Origin of the sequence: Catellatospora tritici (assembly GCF_019083965.1) — a bacterium.
Classification (GTDB): domain Bacteria; phylum Actinomycetota; class Actinomycetes; order Mycobacteriales; family Micromonosporaceae; genus Catellatospora; species Catellatospora tritici.
On the sequence record NZ_JAHRCY010000008.1, the window covers coordinates 129,374 to 147,630 of the forward strand.

The following is an 18,257-nucleotide window of genomic DNA, read 5'->3' on the forward strand; positions in this document are numbered from 1 at the left end:
CGCTCTTCCCTATTGTCTACCACGTGGAGCCACAAACCCCTGCCGGGTCGCCCGGACGGTCGACCGCGCAGGTCAGATGATCGGTCAACCGAGCGGATCGGCCAGCGGCCAGCCACCTGCGAGCAGCTTCGCGCAGGCGGCGACCGCCGTGTTCAGCCGGGCCTGGTGTGGGCCGGTCAGCTCCACCGTCGGCGCCCCGGAGGCCGCCAGCAGCTCGCGGAACCGGCCGGTCATCCAGGCCCGCAGGTGCTCGCCGTCACGCAGCCCGTCGTCATGGAACGGCACCCCGACATCCGAGGTCAGCAGGTACAGATCGGGACGCCGTGCCAGGGCGCGCACCTGCTCCGACGATTCGCCCAGGTAACGCTCCTCCCACAGGGCGGTCGCGCGGGCATCGGTGTCGCAGAACAGCAGCGGCGAACCCTGCCCGGCCGCCGCGTCCTCGGCCGCCGACTGGGCCCGAGCCACCTCCACGAAGTCCGCCCGGTCCCACACCACGTCGAAGATCGTCGCCGTCGGGTCCACCGCGCGCAGCGCGTCCAGCTTGCGCTCGGTCAGCTCCCGGCCGTACTCGGGCACCCAGCGGGTCCGGGCCCAGATCCCGCCCCGGCGGCGGTAGTGCTCGGCCAGCGCCGCCGCCATCGTGGTGGTGCCGGTCGACTCCGCGCCGACCACCACCACCCGGCGGACGAACCAGCCCCGCACCGGCGGCGACAGCCGGTCCCAGTGCGCCACCGGATCGGCGCGCACCGCCGACCCCGACACCGGCACCGCCGACCGGTCCGGGTCGACCGGCACGTGCACGGCGTCGAAGCGGCGCGCCAGCTCATCGCCGTACCCCTCGGAACTGAAGACCGCGTCCACCCGGCGGCCGCCGACGGCGTCGCGGAACACCGCGCAGTGCGCCTCCCACACCGCCGGATCGGCCAGGTCCACCCGCGTGTCGTCGTAGCGGCCCTCGAAACGCACCCACGGCGTATCCGCGTGCTCGGCGCGCAGCCAGTCCAGCCGCAGCTCCAGCGGGATCGACTCGGCCCGCGCCGGGGCCACCACCACGGTCACCTCGTCGCAGACGGCCGCGGCCGCCCGGATCAGGTGATGGTGCCCGGCGTGCGGCGGATAGAACTTGCCCACCACCATCCCGTGCCCGAACCGCGTGCTCACGCGGGCACCGCCACCACCGGACGCGGCCGCAGCGCGCCGCGCCAGGCCAGCAGCCCCGCCACACAAAGGCCGAGGAAGACGACGTACAGCACCGCGGTCAGCCACAGGTCCTTGTACAGGTACAGCGGGATGTAGCCCAGGTCGGCGACGATCCACACCAGCCAGCTCTCCACCTTCTTGCGGCACTGCAGATACGTCGCCGCCAGCGACAGCACCGTGGTGGCCGCGTCGGCCCACGGCACCGTCGAGTCGGTGACCCGGGTCAGCAGCAGCCACAGCCCGGCCGTGCCCGCCACCGAAGCGACCGCCAGCCAGCCCCACTCCCCCGCCGACGTGCGCGACACCGACAGCTCCCGCCGCCGACCGCCGCCGTAGCACCAGTGCCACCAGCCGTAGCACCCCAGCACCACGTAGACCAGTTGCAGCCCGGCGTCGGCGTACAGCGCGGAGTCCCAGAAGACCACCAGCAGCAGGAGCACGTTGAGGATGCCGACCGCCCAGTTCGCGATGTGCTCGCGCACCAGCAGCCATACGTTGACGACTCCGGACAGGAAGCCCAGCACCTCCGCCCAGGTGACCTTGGTGGTGCTGACGGTGAACGCGGGGTGGAGCAGCAGCTCGGCGAGGCGGTGCAGCATGCGGACACCCTAGGGCCCGGCGTCCCGGACGGGGAAGGCCGTGCGAGGATCCCCTCATGGTGCTCGAAGTCGCCCTGATCTCAGTCCAGCCCGGCCGCGAGGACGAATTCGCCGCCGCGTACGCCAAGGGGCACGAGGTGCTCGCGAGCACCCCCGGCTGCCTCAGCGTCCGGATGACCCGCGGCGTCGAGTCTCCGTCGAAGTTCACGCTGCTGGTCGAGTGGGAGACCGTCGCCGCGCACGAGGACAACTTCCGCGCCACCGAGCGCTTCACCACCTGGCGGGGCCTGATCGGCCCGTTCTTCGCGGCACCGCCGGTGGTCGAGCACTTCACGGACGTCCCGCACGCCTGATGCCGCGCCGCAGCCTGGTCACCACCGACGGGGTGCGCGTCGACGCTCACCACGACCCGGGTGACACCGCCCTGGCCGTGGTGATCGCGCACGGCTTCACCGGTTCCTGGCAGCGCCCCGCCGTGCGCCGCGCCGCCGCCGTCTTCGGCCGCGTGGGCGGCGTGGTCAGCTTCGACTTCCGGGGCCACGGCGCCTCCGGCGGCGAGTCGACCGTCGGCGACCTCGAGATCCACGACCTCGACGCCGCCGTGGCCTGGGCCCGCGAACTCGGCTACCGCCGCGTCGTCACCGTCGGCTTCTCCATGGGCGCCTGCGTCGCGGTCCGGCACGCGGGCCTGCTGCGCGGCGTCGACGCGATCGTGGCCGTCAGCGGCCCGGCCCGCTGGTACTACCGGGGCACCCCGCCGATGCGGCGGGTGCACTGGGTGCTGGAACGGCGGCTGGGACGCCTGGTCGGGCGGATGGCACTGAAGACCCGGATCGCCTCGGGCGGCTGGACCGAGGAACCGCTGCCGCCGTACGCGGCCGCGCCGCTGATCTCACCGATCCCGCTGCTGGTGGTGCACGGGGACGCCGACGCGTACTTCCCGGTCGAGCACGCCCACCAGATCTTCGACGCCGCCGTCGAGCCCAAGGAGCTCTGGCTGGAGCCCGGGTTCGGCCACGCCGAGAACGCCGCCGACGACGCCCTGCTCACCCGCATCGCCACCTGGGTCACCACCCACGCCCCGGCCCGCTGACCCGCCCCCGTCAAGTGGCCGGTGATCGTTCAAGTGGCCGGTGATCGTTCAAGTTGCCAGGCAATCGGGCGTATCTTGGCCGCCCGAGTGCCCGATTGCCCGGCAACTTAGACGAAGCTCGGGGCAGCGGCGACGCATTTGCGCCGGCACCATCGGACGGCATGACCCCCGCACGTACGTCGATATGGCTGCCGGTCGGGCACCGCTTGGTGCTGGCGGCGTTCGCGCTGCTCGTGGCGGCGTCGTGGTGGCATCCGCGCTGGCCGGTCGAGCAGGCGCTGCACCACAGCCTCACCGTGGTCGCGGTCGCCGGACTGCTGTGGGCGCAGCACCGGCTGCGACTGCCCCTTGGCTCGTTCGCGCTGCTGGTGGTGTTTCTGGCGTTGCACACCGTCGCCGCCCGCTGGATCTACTCGTACGTGCCGTACGACGAGTGGTTCGGCACACTCACCGGGCGGTCGCTGTCGGAGCGGTTCGGCTGGCACCGCAACCACTTCGACCGAATGGTCCACTTCGGATACGGGCTGCTGCTGGCACCGGTGCTGGTGCGGCTGTGGCGCGAGCGGGGCATGCCGCGCGGGCGGGCCTGGCTGCGCGCGGCGGAACTGGTGCTGGCCACCGGCGCGCTGTACGAGCTGTTCGAGTGGGCGATCGCGCGGACCCTGGCCCCGGCGGCGGCCGAGGCGTACAACGGGCAGCAGGGCGATCCGTGGGACGCCCACGCCGACATGGCGCTGGCGCTGTTCGGTGCCCTCCTGGGCGGCGGATTGGCACTGCTGCGACCTGCACGTCCCCGGTCGAACGGATGATGCGGTTTACCCCTATCGGGTCACGGGTAGACCGGTCACATGACTACCGACCTGCCTCCGCTTCCCCCGTTGTCCGCCGACGCCGAGGAGAACTACCAGCCCGCAGGCCAGAGCATCGTCGATCTGCTGGCCGAGGAGCACCGGCAGATCACCAAGCTGTCAGCCGAGCTCGCGGTCGAGGCCGCCTCGGCGTCGCCGTCGCGCCGCAAGCAGGTCGCCGACGTGGTGACCGCCGTGGTGAGTCGTCACCTCGCCGCCGAGGAGCAGTACCTGCTGCCCGCCGTACGCAAGCACCTGCCCGACGGCGACGACCTTGTCAGCCGGGAGCTCGCCGAGGACGGCGCGATCCGGCAGGTGCTGCAGACCCTGCAGGCCGTGCCGCCGGAGGACGACAAGTTCCAGCAGCTGGCACTCGAGGTGGACCAGCACCTGCGCCGACACAAGCACACCGCCGACCGCCGCATCCACGGCCGCCTGTCGCAGGCCGCCACGGACGAGGAACTGATCCGGCTCGGTAACCGGGCCGCGATCGCCGAGGAGGCCGCCACCACCCGGCCGCACCCGGCCGCGCCGACCACACCGCCGTGGAACCGGCTGACCGACCCGCTGCTGGGGGCCACGGACAAGGTCCGCGACGTGCTGTCCGGCCGATCGACCTACCCGGAGCAACTGTGACCGCAGATCCGAGCCGAGCCGGCCGGGGCGCACCGCACTGACGCGGGGGCGCCCCGGCTGCTTTCGAGCCGCTACGACAGGCCCGACAGCGGGCGCCGCGCCCCGCCCATCGCGGCGCGCGGCGGCAGTCGCGGATCAGGCCGCGGCGTCCATCTGGCGCAGTTCCTTCTTCAGCTCGTGGATCTCGTCGCGGATCCGGGCGGCGAGCTCGAACTGCAGCTCACCGGCGGCGGCCAGCATCTGATCGGTCAGCTCGCCGACCAGCTTGACCAGCTCCGCGCGCGCCATGCCCGCGCTCTCGGCGACCACGGTGCCGCGCCGCTCGGAAGCACCGCCCCGGCCCTTGGACTTGGTGCCCGGCACCGGTGCCTTGCCCCGCGACATCTGCCGACCGGAGCCGCCGATCAGCTGCCCCGCACCGGCCAGCGCCAGCTCGCTGTCCTCGGCCTCGCGGTAGATGTCGTCCAGGATGTCGTGGATCTTCTTGCGCAGCGGCTGCGGGTCGACCCCGTTGGCCTCGTTGTACGCCACCTGCTTGGCCCGGCGCCGGTCGGTCTCGTCGATCGCCGCCGCCATCGACGGGGTGATCTTGTCGGCGTACATGTGGACCTCGCCGGAGACGTTTCGCGCCGCGCGGCCGATGGTCTGGATGAGCGAGGTGCCGCTGCGCAGGAAGCCCTCCTTGTCCGCGTCGAGGATCGCCACCAGCGAAACCTCCGGCAGGTCCAGGCCCTCGCGCAGCAGGTTGATGCCGACCAGCACGTCGTACTCGCCGATGCGCAGCTCCTTGAGCAGCTCGACCCGGCGCAGCGTGTCGACCTCCGAGTGCAGGTAGCGCACCCGGATGCCGTTCTCCAGCAGGTAGTCGGTCAGGTCCTCGGCCATCTTCTTGGTCAGCGTGGTGACCAGCACCCGCTCGTCGCGCTCGGTGCGCAGCCGGATCTCATGCATCAGGTCGTCGATCTGGCCCTTGGTCGGCTTCACCACCACCTGCGGGTCGACCAGGCCGGTCGGGCGGATGACCTGCTCCACGAACTCGCCACCGGACTGCTTCAGCTCCCACGGGCCGGGGGTGGCCGACAGGAACACCATCTGCCCCACGCGCTCGAGGAACTCGTCGAAGCGCAGCGGGCGGTTGTCCTGGGCGCTGGGCAGCCGGAACCCGTGCTCGACCAGCACCCGCTTACGCGAGGCGTCGCCCTCGTACATGCCGCCGATCTGCGGAATGGTCACGTGGGACTCGTCGATCACGGTGACGAAGTCGTCGGGGAAGTAGTCCAGCAGGCAGTGCGGTGGGCTGCCCGGCTCGCGGCCGTCGATGTGCATCGAGTAGTTCTCGATGCCGTTGCAGAAGCCGACCTGGCGCATCATCTCCAGGTCGTAGGTGGTGCGCATGCGCAGGCGCTGCGCCTCCAGCAGCTTGTTCTGCCGGTCGAGCTCGGCCAGGCGCGCCTCCAGCTCGGCCTCGATGCCCGCGATCGCCCGCTCCATCCGCTCCGGGCCCGCCGCGTAGTGCGTCGCCGGGAAGATCAGCATCTGGTCGACGTCGCGCACCACGTCACCGGTCAGCGGGTGCAGGTAGGACAGGCGCTCGATCTCGTCGCCGAAGAACTCGATCCGCAGCGCCAGCTCCTCGTACGCCGGGATGATCTCCAGCGTGTCGCCGCGCACCCGGAACGTGCCCCGGTTGAACGCGATGTCGTTGCGCGCGTACTGGATGTCGACCAGGCGCCGCAGCAGCTTGTCGCGGTCCAGCTCCTCGCCCACCCGGACCTTGACCGCCCGCTCCAGGTACTCCTGCGGGGTGCCCAGGCCGTAGATGGCGCTGACGGTCGCCACCACGATCGTGTCCCGGCGGGTCAGCAGCGACATCGTGGCCGAGTGGCGCAGCCGCTCAACCTCCTCGTTGATCGAGGAGTCCTTCTCGATGTAGGTGTCGGTCTGCGGGATGTACGCCTCGGGCTGGAAGTAGTCGTAGTAGCTGACGAAGTACTCCACCGCGTTGTTGGGCATCAGCTCGCGGAACTCCTTGGCCAATTGCGCGGCCAGGGTCTTGTTCGGCGCGAGCACCAGCGCGGGCCGCTGCAGCCGCTCGATCAGCCAGGCCGTGGTCGCCGACTTGCCGGTGCCGGTCGCGCCGAGCAGCACCGTGTGCCGGTCCCCGCGGCGCACCCGCTTGGCCAAATCCTCGATCGCCGCGGGCTGGTCGCCTCCCGGCGTGAACTCGCTGATTACCTGAAACGTGCCATCCAGGCGCGGGATCCGGTCGCTCATGCCGCCAAACCTACGCTCAACCTCCGACATGCCACGCAAGGTGACGCTGATCACGCGGGGGCAACCAATCAGGGTGCCACGCTGCGGCGATCATGCCACCGGGCGTGGCCAGCCAACTTCCGACACCCGTCGCGTACGGCAGACAACGGGTGACCCTTAGTGAGTGACCGGCTCCAATATTGCGATTGTGTGTCATCTATCACGGGGATAACGTCATGGGGTAGGCCGCTCGCGGCGGCCGTACCGGGGAGACCGGACCTCCACACCGGCCGGTTGTAACCCTCGGCGCACCGGTAGCAGCCCCGATCCGCCCCACCGCAGGATCGCTGAGCGCACCGCTGCGGTCGCGCACGAAGTGTGCGCCGACCGGCCGCCGCGAACGGTCTGACCCGTATCCAGGGCAGTCTTCTCCACACACCCGCCGAACGTCACCTCGTACGCGCTCGGCACGTTGCACCTGCCGTGGGTGTCACCTCCGGCCGCCGCCGCGTCGTCAACATCATCGCCTCCGCCGGGCTCGTGCTCGGCCTGGCCGCCGGGCTGAGCACCGGCCTGGCCTCCTGCAGTGCCAAGAAACCGGCCACCCAGAGCACCCGGCCACTCGAGGCGGGCGAGCTCAAGCGCCTGGCCGGGATGCGGGCGCGCAACTACGAGGACGGCCGCGTCGGCCTGCGCGGCACCGTCGGCCCGACCGGACGCAAGACCAAGGTCGCGGGCTGGATCGATTGGAGCCGCGAGCTCGTGTACCTGTCGGTCACCGACCCCGGCAACCAGACCGCCCTGGTCCAGGCGATGCCAGGCGTGCTCGCGGTACGCACCGGCTCGGTCGCCCCTGTGTCGGCCTCGGCCGCCCCGGAGTCCGGCCGTGCCGAGTCCGGCACCGACACCGCGGCCCCCGGCATGCCCCCGACTGACCCACCGGAGGACGGCTGGCGAGTGCGCCCGATCCAGCTCGGCGGGGACGAGCAGCGGCCGCTGGACAACCTGGTGTCGTTCCTGTTCCTGCTCGCCCGGCCCGACAAGGACCCGGCCGACCTGCTCGGCGCGCTGAAGAACGAATGGGTGCGCCACGACGCGTTCGAGGGCACCCCGGTCGACGTGCTGCTCGGCCCGGCGCTGCCGCCGCAGACGGCCCCGGCGGCCGCCTCGCCGTCGGCCACCTCGCCGACCGCCTCGGGCACCTCCGCCGCCGACCCGGCCGCCGCCGACCCCGAGGAGGGGGAGCTGGACCCGGCGAACCTGACCGCGTCCGCCGCGCCGACCGCCAGCCCCGAGCCGTCGTTCGCGCCGGACTCGCTGGAGGCGCACGGCGGCGCGGTCGGCTACTGGCTCGACGACAAGGGCGCCCTGCGCCGGCTGGAGACGGTGCTGGCCACCGGCCTGCCCGCCACCGTGGACCTGCTGCGCGACCAGCAGCAGGAGTTCACCCGCACCGCGGTGCTGGGCGGACAGCCGAACAACCCCTCGAAGATCACCGAGAAGGAAGCCGAGATGCTGTCCCGGCTGCGCCAGCGCAACCTGCGCGCCCGCGGCGGCAAGGTCACGCTGACCATGCCGGTGCTACCCGGCACGCTGCGGCTGGGCTCGGGCTGGCTCGACTGGCAGCGACACCTGACCTACCTGGCCGTACACGACTCCGACGACACCGACTACGACGTGCTCGTGCACGCCGACCGGCTCGGCGTGGCCACCCGCAAGACCGGGCAGAAGGCCACCGAGGTGCCGCCGCTGCCCGCCCCCAACGGCGACTGGGACCGCGCCGAGTGGGCCGACCTCGGCACCAAGGCCGAGATCACCGACCTGGACTACCTGATCCACGAGGCCATGTCGCTGGCCAGCGGAACCCCCGACGACGCCGACCACATCCGCGACCACGGCCGTCGCCTGCGGGTCGACGTGCTGCGCGGGGTGCCGGTAGGGGTGTTCGAGCTGCCCACCGCGGTCGAGGTGAACGTGCCCGCCGGGATGGCCCGGATGCGGTACTGGGTCGACAACTCGGGGGTGCTGCAGCGGCTGGAGCTGCGTACCGCCACGGGCGGGTTCGCCCAGCTGGACCTCGACCTCAGCGAGGCCCCACCCACCATTCCCCTCCGCGTCAACTGACCCCTCCGGGGGTAAGGAAGGGCACCTTCTTATCGCTTTGCGAGGTAGAAGGTGCCCTTCTTAACGTTCCTGCCGTGGGTTGCCGGACCATGCGGGAGCTGTGCGTAGGGTTTTGACCGGAGATCGCGATCTTCGGCGCCGGGCGCCGCGCGTGATCGGCGTTTGCGGACGGACTCCGGGTTTCGGCGTGTGAGTCGTGCAGGGATTGACCGACAGCAGGGATCTTGGAGGCCATTTCCGTCGATGATCGCGGCCAGCGGTCAAAAGGGCGGCTTCTAGCCGAGAAAGTGACCTAAGACAGCGATCATCGCCGCCCGCCGCCACCGGTCCGCCCGCCGCCACCGGTCCGCCCGCCGCCACCGGTCCGCCCGCCTGCCGTTACCGGTCCGCCGCCGACTACCGGCCCGCCGCCAAGTCGGCGATGGCGGGATGTCATGGCCGGGGGGCGCGGGTCAGTTCCGCAGGCGCGGCCAGATCTCGTCGACTGCGGTACGCAGGTCGTCAAGACCGCCCTCGTTGACGATCGCGATGTCGGCCACCGCGCGCCGCTGCTCGTCGGTCGCCTGAGCGGCGATCCGGGCGACCGCGTCCGCCTCAGCCATCCCCCGGTCCCGCACCAGCCGGGCGATCCGGGTCGCCTCGTCGGCGAATACCACGATCACCAGCTCGTAGTTGCCCGCCAGCCCCGCCTCGACCAGCAGCGGTACGTCGTTGACGACCACCGCCCCCTCCGGTGCGGCCCCGGCCAGCTCCGCGGTCCGGTGCCGTACCCGCGGGTGGATGATCGCCTCCAGGTCCCGCCGGGCCTCGTCGTCACCGAAGACCAGTTTCCCGAGCGCGGGTCGGTCCAGGGACCCGTCGGCGGCCAGCACTCCCGCCCCGAACCGCGCCACCACCTCGGCCAGCCCATCGGTACCGGGCGCGACCACCTCCCGGGCGAGCCGATCCGAGTCGATCACCACGGCACCCAGTTCGGCCAGCCGCGCCGCCACCGCGCTCTTACCGGAGCCGATACCCCCGGTCAGTCCCACCCATCGCACGCGCCCATGGTCGCACGTCCCAAGAGCACCCGCCCTGCCGGGCAACTGGGCGAATCATGGCCGGTCATCGACCCGATTGCCCGGCAACTCAGCTATCGACTCGCGGAAAAGGCCGGTGGCCCCCGACTCCGTGGAGTCGGGGGCCACCGGCCTTTTCGCTACTGCCTACCTCAGGCCTTGCCGCCGGCGAGCTTCTCGCGCAGGGCGGCCAGGGCCTCGTCGGTGGCGAGGGTGCCGCTGGGCTCCTCCGCCGCCTTGGCCGGGACCGGGGTCGAGGTGGAGACGTTGCCGCTCGGAACCTCGCTCGCCGCGGCGGCGTCGGCCGCGCGGGAGGTCTGGACCTGCTTGGTGTGCGCCTCCCAGCGGGCACGGGCGTCAGCGTACTGCTGCTCCCACTGCTCGCGCTGCTTCTCGAAGCCCTCGAGCCACTCGCCCGTCTCCGGGTCGAAGCCGTCCGGGTAGATGTAGTTGCCCTCGTTGTCGTACGTGGCGGCCATGCCGTACAGCGTCGGGTCGAAGTGCTCCTCGCCCTCGACGAAGCCCTCGTTGGCCTGCTTCAGCGACAGCGAGATGCGACGACGCTCGAGGTCGATGTCGATGACCTTGACCATGACGTCCGAGCCCACCTGCACGACCTGCTCCGGGATCTCCACGTGGCGCTCGGCCAGCTCGGAGATGTGGACCAGACCCTCGATGCCGTCCTCGACGCGCACGAACGCACCGAACGGAACGAGCTTGGTGACCTTACCCGGCACGATCTGCGTGATCGCGTGGGTGCGGGCGAACTGACGCCACGGGTCCTCCTGCGTCGCCTTGAGCGACAGGGAGACGCGCTCGCGGTCCAGGTCCACGTCGAGAACCTCGACCTCGACCTCGGTGCCGACCTCGACGACCTCGGACGGGTGGTCGATGTGCTTCCACGACAGCTCGGAGACGTGCACCAGACCGTCCACGCCGCCGAGGTCCACGAACGCGCCGAAGTTGACGATCGAGGACACGACGCCCTTGCGGACCTGGCCCTTCTGCAGCTTGTTCAGGAACTCGGTGCGCACCTCGGACTGGGTCTGCTCGAGGTAGGCGCGACGCGACAGCACCACGTTGTTGCGGTTCTTGTCCAGCTCGATGATCTTCGCCTCGAGCTCGCGGCCGACGTACGGCTGCAGGTCACGAACGCGGCGCATCTCGACGAGCGAGGCCGGCAGGAAGCCCCGCAGGCCGATGTCCAGGATGAGACCACCCTTGACGACCTCGATGACAGAGCCACGAACGACGCCGTCGTCTTCCTTGATCTTCTCGATGGTGCCCCACGCCCGCTCGTACTGCGCGCGCTTCTTGGAGAGGATCAGACGCCCCTCCTTGTCCTCCTTCTGGAGGACCAGGGCCTCGATGTGATCACCGACGGTGACGACCTCAGCAGGGTCCACATCGTGCTTGATCGACAACTCACGCGAGGGGATGACGCCCTCGGTCTTGTAGCCGATGTCGAGCAGGACCTCGTCCCGGTCGACCTTGACGACGGTGCCTTCGACAATGTCGCCGTCGTTGAAGTACTTGATGGTCTCGTCGATCGCGGCGAGGAAGGCCTCGTCCGAGCCGAGATCGTCGAAGGTGACCTTGTTGGCGCTCGAGGTGGCCTCGATGCTGCTCGTCATGTGGACTGTTGCTCCGTCGGATGGATGTTCAGTGTGACCCAGTGGTGGTTCCACTGCCGCGCCCGCTCGTCTACGCTGCGGACGTCCGGGGCTCCGGGTGTCCGGGAACCGGGCGTCCGTCGCGACAGCGGGTCTGCTCCATGCCGAGAACCGCGGACGTGCGAGTGCATCGAACAGCTTACCGTGCCCATTACCACACGACGCAACCCCACCCCTCCCGTGACGCTCCCCTCTTCCTGATTCGCGGGGCTCCGTAGGGATTGCGGGCAGATTGTCACCTGCGTCACACCCGTTCGCACACCGCGCCGTGCCCCACATCCGCCCACGCCAGGCCACACCAGGCCGCGCCAGGCCGCGTCGGGCCGCACCACACGGCGCCACGGCGAGTCTGCGGTTTCCGGGAAACCACACGAATTCCGGACCGGATCGCCGCGGTTTCCCCGAAACCGCGCATAGTCGGAGAACTCCGCGTCGGCCGTGGTGCCGCGATCCGGCGAGTGGCGGGGCGGCCCGAGCACGGCGCGGCCCGGAGTCGGTGACAATCACCCGGTGACGTCTGATCACTTCGTCGACGAGTCGACTGAGCACGAGCCCGACTACCCCGACGACACCGCGCAGGTGTCGCGGCGTCCCGCGTCGCGGCGCGAGAGCGTACGGGCCAATCTGCGCTGGTGGGACGGCGCCGCCGACGCGTACCAGGCAGAGCACGGCGCCTTCCTGGGCGGGTCCCGGTTCGTGTGGGGACCGGAGGGCCTGGACGAGGCCGACGCCGGGCTGCTGGGCGAGGTCAAGGGCGAGCGAGTGCTGGAGCTCGGGTGCGGCGCCGGGCAGTGCGGCCGCTGGCTGACCGCCCAGGGGGCGTACGTCGTGGGCCTGGAGCTGTCCGGGCGGCAGCTGCACCACTCCCGTCGCCTCGACGAGCGGACCGGCGTGGCGCTGCCCGTGGTGCAGGCCGACGCGCAGGCGCTGCCGTTCGCGGACGCCTCGTTCGACCTGGTCTGCTCGTCGTACGGCGCGCTGCCGTTCGTCGCCGACGCGGCGTCGGTGCTGCGCGAGACCGTCCGGGTGCTGCGCCCCGGTGGGCGGCTGGCCTTCTCGGTGACCCATCCGCTGCGTTGGTCGTTCCTCGACGACCCGAGCGAGTCGGGGCTGGTGGCGGTGCATCCGTACTGGGACCGGCGCGCCTACGTCGAGGAGGACGAGGGGGGCGTGCCGACGTACGTCGAGCACCACCGCACCGTCGGGGACTGGGTGCGCCTGCTGGCCGGGGCCGGGTTGGTGCTCGACGACCTGGTCGAGCCGGAGTGGCCAGAGCACAACGACCAGGTGTGGGGCGGCTGGAGCCCGCTGCGCGGTCGCCTGATCCCCGGCACTGCCGTGTTCGTGGCACACCGCCCCTGAACCGCGCGTCGGGACGGGTGGTCGGGGCGGGTCCGGGGACGGTGTCGGTTCGCGGGGGGTAATAGGCCCGGCGGTAGCATGGCAAGTTGCATCGCACGGGGTGTTTGCCCACCTCGCCATATTCGTACCTGACGATCGGAAGGCCGTTTCCATGCTATCGGCAGAGATCCGCAAGCGTTGGCTCAGCTACTTCGAGCAGCGTGGCCACCAGGTGGTCGAGTCGGCGTCACTCATCGCCGACGATCCCACCCTGTTGCTGATCAACGCCGGTATGGCGCCGTTCAAGCCCTACTTCCTGGGCGAGATCCCGGCGCCCTGGCCCCGGGCGACCAGCGTGCAGAAGTGCGTGCGGACCACCGACATCGAAGAGGTCGGCAAGACCACCCGGCACAACTCGTTCTTCCAGATGTGCGGCAACTTCTCCTTCGGTGACTACTTCAAGGAGAAGGCCATCCCGATGGCGTGGGAGCTGCTGACCAGCTCCACCGCCGACGGCGGCTACGGCCTGGACCCCGACCGCCTGTGGATCACGGTGTACCTCGACGACGACGAGGCCGAGGACATCTGGCACAAGCAGGTCGGCGTGCCCAAGGAGCGCATCCAGCGCCTCGGCATGGCGGCGAACTTCTGGTCGATGGGCGTGCCCGGCCCGTGCGGCCCCTGCTCTGAGATCAACTACGACCGCGGCCCGTCGTTCGGCCCGGAGGGCGGCCCGCTCAAGGACACCGCCGGCGATCGGTACCTGGAGATCTGGAACCTGGTGTTCATGCAGAACATCCGGGGTGAGGGGTCCTCCAAGGAGGGCTACCCGATCGTCGGGGACCTGCCCAGCAAGAACATCGACACCGGCCTGGGTCTGGAGCGGCTGGCCACGCTGCTGCAGGGCGTCGACAACCTGTACGAGATCGACACCACCCGTCCGATCCTGGACCTCGCCGCGCAGCTGTCGGGCAGCAAGTACGGCGCCGACCACAAGAGCGACATCTCGCTGCGCGTGGTCGCCGACCACGTCCGTACCGCGACCATGCTCATCGCCGACGGCGTCGTGCCCAGCAACGAGGGCCGCGGCTACGTGCTGCGCCGCATCCTGCGCCGCGCCATCCGCAACCTGCGCATCCTCGGCGCGCACCAGCCCACCATGCACGAGCTGGTCGGCAAGACCATCGGCATCATGGGCCCGCAGTACCCGGAGCTGGAGACCGACCGCAAGCGCATCGACACCATCGCGGTGGCCGAGGAGGCGGCGTTCCTGCAGACGCTGAAGTCCGGCACCTCGATCTTCGACCTGGCCGCGGCCGAGACGAAGGCCAAGGGCGTCAACGCCATCTCCGGCGACCAGGCGTTCCAGCTGCACGACACGTACGGCTTCCCGATCGACGTCACCCTCGAGATGGCGGCCGAGCAGGGCCTGGCCGTGGACGAGGACGGCTTCCGCCGCCTGATGAAGGAGCAGCGCGACCGGGCCAAGGCCGACGCTAAGGCCAAGAAGACCGGCCACGTCGACGTCTCGGCGTACCGCGAGGTGCTCAACAGCTCGGGCCGCTCGGACTTCCTCGGCTACACGCAGACCTCGGCCGAGGGCAGCGTCCGCGGCCTGCTGGTCGCAGGCAGCCCCGCCAAGGCCGCGTACGAGGGCCAGGAGATCGAGATCATCCTGGACCGCACCCCGTTCTACGCCGAGGGCGGCGGCCAGCTCGCCGACCAGGGCATCATCGAGCTCGGCGGCGGCGCGGTGATCCACGTCGACGACGTGCAGACCCCGATCGACGGCCTGGTCGTACACCGCGGCCGGGTCATCAGCGGCGAGGTCGCGCTGGGCGCCGACGTGCAGGCGCAGATCGACCTGGAGCGCCGCCGCGCCATCTCCCGCTCGCACACCGCCACCCACCTGGTGCACAAGGCGTTCCGCGACGCGCTGGGCGAGTCGGCCGCGCAGGCCGGTTCGGAGAACGGCCCCGGCCGGTTCCGGTTCGACTTCACCACCCCGGGCGCGGTGGCCCCGTCGGTGCTGCACGACGTCGAGCAGCGCATCAACGAGGTGCTGATCGCCGACCTGGAGGTGCACGCCGAGGTCATGCCGATCAAGCAGGCGCGCGAGATCGGCGCCGTGGCCATGTTCGGCGAGAAGTACGGCGAGCAGGTCCGCGTGGTCACCGTCGGCGACTACTCGCGCGAGCTGTGCGGCGGCACGCACGCCAACCGCTCCGGCCAGCTCGGCGTGATCAAGCTGCTGAGCGCCGCGTCGATCGGTTCGGGGGTACGTCGCGTCGAGGCGCTGGTCGGCACCGACGCGTACCGGTTCCTGGCCCGCGAGCACGCCCTGGTCGCGCAGCTCACCGACGCGCTGAAGGTGCGCCCGGAGGAGCTGCCGGACCGGGTCGCGGGCATGGTCAGCCGCCTGCGCGAGGTCGAGAAGGAGATCCAGAGCCTGCGCGCCGCCCAGGTGCTCCAGGCGGCCGGCGCGATCGCCGACGGCGCCTCCGACGTCAACGGCGTCGCCGTGGTGGTCCGGCACTTGCCCGAGGCCGACAACGCCGACGACCTGCGCACCCTGGCGCTGGACGTGCGCAACCGGCTGTCGGCGCGCCCGGCCGTGGTCGCGGTCAGCGGCGTCACCGGCGACCGCCCGGTGGTCGTGGTGGCGGTCAACGAGTCCGCTCGCGAGCTGGGCATCAAGGCTGGTCTGCTGGTCCGTACCGCCGCGAAGATCCTCGGTGGTGGCGGCGGCGGCCGCGACGACGTCGCCCAGGGCGGCGGCACGAACGTGACGGCGATCCCCGAGGCGCTCGGCGAGATCGAGCGCACGGTGGGCCAGCACGCGGCGTCGCGCTGACCCTGACACTCCCTTTAGCAGGGGCGGCACCCGGCGGGGTGGCGCCCCTGCTTCTTTGAGCGGATCAAGTTGAGCGATCACGCCCAGCGGGGAGTCCGTACGCGCGTACGCTCAAAACGTGAGCAACAGCATATTTCGGACGAAGTCGGTGGAGCAGTCCATCGCCGAGACGGACGAACCCGGTCACCGCCTCAAGAAGGAACTGACCGTCTTCGATCTCACCGTCTTCGGTATCGGTGTCATCATCGGCACGGGCATCTTCGTGCTCACCGGCAAGCAGGCCGCGATCAATGCAGGCCCGGCGATCGTGATCTCGTTCATCCTCGCCGCGATCGTCTGCGCGCTGGCCGCGCTCTGCTACGCCGAGTTCGCCTCCACCGTCCCGGTGGCCGGATCGGCGTACACGTTCTCCTACGCCACGCTGGGTGAGTTCATCGCCTGGATCATCGGCTGGGACCTGGCGCTGGAGCTGGGCCTGGGCGCCGCCGTGGTCGCCCGTGGCTGGTCGAGCTACCTGCACTCGCTGCTCAACCTGCCGGACTGGCTGGCCGGGGACAAGGCCATCCCCGACTTCGGCGCGATCTTCATCGTGGCGGTCTGCGCGGCGCTGGGCGTGGTCGGCGCGAAGATCTCCGGCCGGGTCACCGCCGTGCTCGTGGCCATCAAGATCGCCGTGGTGCTGTTCGTGATCGCGCTCGGCGCGTTCTTCATCAAGGCCGCCAACTACTCGCCGTACATCCCGCCGGCGGTGCCCGCGAAGGTGGAGGAGGGCGGCGCCACGCCCCTGATCCAGCTCCTGCTCGGCATCACCCCACAGCACTTCGGGCTGTGGGGAATCCTGGCCGCGTCCTCGATCGTGTTCTTCGCGTACATCGGCTTCGACATCGTCGCCACCACCGCCGAGGAGACCAAGAATCCGCAGCGCGACCTGCCCCGAGGCATCCTCGGCTCCCTGATCATCTGCACGATCCTGTACGCGGCCGTCTCGTTCGTCATCACCGGCATGGCCAACTACAAGCTGCTCGACACCGGCGCCCCGCTGGCCTTGGCGTTCGAACTGGTCGGGCAGGACTGGGCGGCCAAGCTCATCTCGCTCGGCGCCATCTGCGGCATCACCACCGTGGTGCTGGTGCTGATGCTCGGCCAGTCCCGGGTGCTGTTCGCCATGTCCCGTGACCGGCTGCTGCCCGAGAAGCTGGCCGCGGTACACCCGCGCTACGGCACGCCGTGGATCATCACCATCGTGACCAGCGTGATCATCGCGATTCTGGCCGCCTTCCTCGACCTGACCAAGCTGTCCGAACTGACCAGCATCGGTACGCTGTTCGCGTTCGTGGTGGTCGCCGTCGGCGTCGTGATCCTGCGTAAGACACGACCCGACCTGCACCGCAGCTTCCGCGTGCCATGGGTGCCGTTCCTGCCGATCGTGGCGGTGCTGGCCTGCCTGTGGCTGATGCTGAACCTGCCCGTCGACACGTGGATCCGGTTCGCGATCTGGATGGTGCTGGGCCTGGCGCTGTACTTCCCGTACGGCCGCCGCCACAGCCGCCTGTCCCGTTCCTCGACCCCGTCGTACGACTGACCCACCGCGCGCGGCAGCGCGGATCGCCGCCCGCGGCTCTGTTCCGCACGATGATCGCCGTCTGCGGTCGGAATCTCGCCCTACAGCCGAGGTTCTGACCACAGACGGCGATCATCAGCGCGATGCGCGGCGGGCGACAGCGAGCGACGGCGCGCAACGGCGCGCAACGGCGGGCAACGGCGGGCAACGGCGAGCGATAACGCGCCACGGCGGGCGATAACGCCTCGGCGGGCGATAGCGAGCAACAGCGGGCCGAGTTCGTGGCGGAGTCGCACGGGGTGCTGCGGCGCGGTTGTGGGCTAGTCTCAGGCGCGTGAGTGACACGCCTGTACTGGTCATGGGAGTCTCCGGCAGCGGCAAGACCACCATCGGCACCAACCTGGCGCTGCGGCTCGGCGCCGCCTTCCAGGACGCCGACGACCTGCACCCGGCCGCCAACCGGCAGAAGATGCACGACGGCGTCCCGCTCACCGACGCCGACCGCGAACCGTGGCTGCGCGCCTGCGCCCAATGGCTGGCCGACCAGACGGGCGACGGCAGGCCCGCCGTGCTGGCCTGCTCGGCGCTCAAACGCCGCTACCGCGACCTGCTCCGCGACGGCGCGCCCGACCTGCGCACCGTGTACCTCGACGGCGACCGCAGGCTGCTCACCGCCCGCCTGAGCCACCGTGCCGGGCACTTCTTCAACCCGGTGCTTCTGGACTCGCAACTGGCCGACCTGGAGGTGCCGGGTCCGGACGAGCACCCGATCATCCTGCCGGTCACGCTGTCCCCCGCCGAGCTGGTCGACCGCGCCGCCACCGCCCTGACCAGCTGACCTCGCGCCAGCCGGTCGGCCTGGCGCACCTGCCGGGCAGGCCCGAGTCGCCCATCGCTCAGTCTCCCGGCAGTTCGGCGCCGTCAGAGACACCCGGCGCGGCCAGGGGAAGCATGCCGCGCTTTCAGGGAAACCGCCGCAACCGGTCCTCCGTTGGCTGCAGTTTCCCCGAAACT

At 70.7% G+C, this 18,257-nt stretch carries 13 protein-coding genes and 1 pseudogene; 9 read left to right on the forward strand and 5 right to left on the reverse strand.

Features of this window, described 5'->3' with window-relative positions:
- Positions 1 to 84: 84 nt before the first annotated feature.
- Together KUA19_RS19720 and pnuC are read right to left on the reverse strand one after the other, a co-directional pair.
- A complete protein-coding gene (locus tag KUA19_RS19720) occupies positions 85 to 1,164 on the reverse strand; it encodes an AAA family ATPase (protein ID WP_308167525.1) in 1,080 nt (359 codons plus the stop codon).
- The gene (gene pnuC / locus KUA19_RS19725) at positions 1,161 to 1,802 is read right to left on the reverse strand and encodes a nicotinamide riboside transporter PnuC (protein ID WP_217397581.1); all 642 of its coding nucleotides are present in this window, start codon (positions 1,800 to 1,802) and stop codon (positions 1,161 to 1,163) included. Before pnuC ends, KUA19_RS19720 begins: the two co-directional genes overlap by 4 nt.
- Positions 1,803 to 1,858: 56 nt before the next feature.
- Here pnuC and KUA19_RS19730 point away from each other — a divergent pair, with 56 nt between their 5' ends.
- The 4 genes from KUA19_RS19730 (at position 1,859) to KUA19_RS19745 (ending at position 4,379) form a co-directional block, all read left to right on the forward strand.
- Positions 1,859 to 2,155 carry an antibiotic biosynthesis monooxygenase family protein gene (locus tag KUA19_RS19730; RefSeq protein WP_217397583.1) on the forward strand — a complete coding sequence of 99 codons (297 nt, stop codon included), beginning with the start codon at positions 1,859 to 1,861 and terminating at the stop codon, positions 2,153 to 2,155.
- On the forward strand, positions 2,155 to 2,895 hold the full coding sequence (locus tag KUA19_RS19735; protein ID WP_254549772.1) for an alpha/beta hydrolase: 741 nt from the start codon (positions 2,155 to 2,157) through the stop codon (positions 2,893 to 2,895). The genes KUA19_RS19730 and KUA19_RS19735 overlap by 1 nt, the downstream gene beginning before the upstream one ends.
- Before the next feature lie 161 nt (positions 2,896 to 3,056).
- Positions 3,057 to 3,704, forward strand: coding sequence for a DUF2238 domain-containing protein (locus tag KUA19_RS19740; RefSeq protein WP_217397585.1), 648 nt, complete (start codon positions 3,057 to 3,059; stop codon positions 3,702 to 3,704).
- Positions 3,705 to 3,743: 39 nt separating this feature from the next.
- Complete coding sequence (locus KUA19_RS19745; RefSeq protein WP_217397587.1) at positions 3,744 to 4,379, forward strand: hemerythrin domain-containing protein; 636 nt, start codon at positions 3,744 to 3,746, stop codon at positions 4,377 to 4,379.
- A 135-nt stretch (positions 4,380 to 4,514) separates the two neighbouring features.
- Here the strand turns inward: KUA19_RS19745 and uvrB are convergent, their stop codons facing one another.
- Positions 4,515 to 6,653: an excinuclease ABC subunit UvrB gene (gene uvrB / locus KUA19_RS19750; protein WP_217397589.1), complete on the reverse strand. Its 2,139-nt coding sequence runs from the start codon at positions 6,651 to 6,653 to the stop codon at positions 4,515 to 4,517.
- A 462-nt stretch (positions 6,654 to 7,115) separates the two neighbouring features.
- Between uvrB and KUA19_RS19755 the strand changes: the two genes are divergently transcribed.
- Positions 7,116 to 8,756 carry a hypothetical protein gene (locus KUA19_RS19755; protein WP_217397591.1) on the forward strand — a complete coding sequence of 547 codons (1,641 nt, stop codon included), beginning with the start codon at positions 7,116 to 7,118 and terminating at the stop codon, positions 8,754 to 8,756.
- Between the two features lie 470 nt (positions 8,757 to 9,226).
- On the opposite strand, the pseudogene coaE reads toward KUA19_RS19755, so the two are convergent.
- Together coaE and rpsA are read right to left on the reverse strand one after the other, a co-directional pair.
- Positions 9,227 to 9,796: pseudogene (gene coaE / locus KUA19_RS19760) on the reverse strand (dephospho-CoA kinase); the annotation flags it as partial.
- A gap of 170 nt (positions 9,797 to 9,966) precedes the next feature.
- Entirely contained in the window at positions 9,967 to 11,448 is a 1,482-nt protein-coding gene (rpsA, locus tag KUA19_RS19765) for a 30S ribosomal protein S1 (protein ID WP_217397595.1), read from the reverse strand.
- A 549-nt stretch (positions 11,449 to 11,997) separates the two neighbouring features.
- Between rpsA and KUA19_RS19770 the strand changes: the two genes are divergently transcribed.
- The 4 genes from KUA19_RS19770 to KUA19_RS19785 all read left to right on the forward strand — a co-directional run bounded on the left by KUA19_RS19770 (position 11,998) and on the right by KUA19_RS19785 (position 18,081).
- Positions 11,998 to 12,849 (forward strand): class I SAM-dependent methyltransferase, encoded by an 852-nt coding sequence (locus KUA19_RS19770; protein ID WP_217397597.1) that lies wholly within the window; start codon positions 11,998 to 12,000, stop codon positions 12,847 to 12,849.
- 151 nt (positions 12,850 to 13,000) lie between these two features.
- Positions 13,001 to 15,682, forward strand: coding sequence for an alanine--tRNA ligase (gene alaS, locus KUA19_RS19775; RefSeq protein ID WP_217397599.1), 2,682 nt, complete (start codon positions 13,001 to 13,003; stop codon positions 15,680 to 15,682).
- 118 nt (positions 15,683 to 15,800) lie between these two features.
- Positions 15,801 to 17,264, forward strand: coding sequence for an amino acid permease (locus tag KUA19_RS19780; RefSeq protein ID WP_308167526.1), 1,464 nt, complete (start codon positions 15,801 to 15,803; stop codon positions 17,262 to 17,264).
- Between the two features lie 313 nt (positions 17,265 to 17,577).
- Complete coding sequence (locus tag KUA19_RS19785; protein WP_308167528.1) at positions 17,578 to 18,081, forward strand: gluconokinase; 504 nt, start codon at positions 17,578 to 17,580, stop codon at positions 18,079 to 18,081.
- The last annotated feature ends 176 nt before the right edge of the window (positions 18,082 to 18,257 follow it).

Coding starts and splice junctions, on each gene's coding strand:
- KUA19_RS19735 (WP_254549772.1), top strand. CDS start 2,155: ATGCCGCGCCGCAGCCTGGTCACCACCGACGGGGTGCGCGTCGACGCT.
- KUA19_RS19740 (WP_217397585.1), top strand. CDS start 3,057: ATGACCCCCGCACGTACGTCGATATGGCTGCCGGTCGGGCACCGCTTG.
- rpsA (WP_217397595.1), bottom strand. CDS start 11,448: ATGACGAGCAGCATCGAGGCCACCTCGAGCGCCAACAAGGTCACCTTC.
- pnuC (WP_217397581.1), bottom strand. CDS start 1,802: ATGCTGCACCGCCTCGCCGAGCTGCTGCTCCACCCCGCGTTCACCGTC.
- uvrB (WP_217397589.1), bottom strand. CDS start 6,653: ATGAGCGACCGGATCCCGCGCCTGGATGGCACGTTTCAGGTAATCAGC.
- KUA19_RS19730 (WP_217397583.1), top strand. CDS start 1,859: ATGGTGCTCGAAGTCGCCCTGATCTCAGTCCAGCCCGGCCGCGAGGAC.
- KUA19_RS19745 (WP_217397587.1), top strand. CDS start 3,744: ATGACTACCGACCTGCCTCCGCTTCCCCCGTTGTCCGCCGACGCCGAG.
- alaS (WP_217397599.1), top strand. CDS start 13,001: ATGCTATCGGCAGAGATCCGCAAGCGTTGGCTCAGCTACTTCGAGCAG.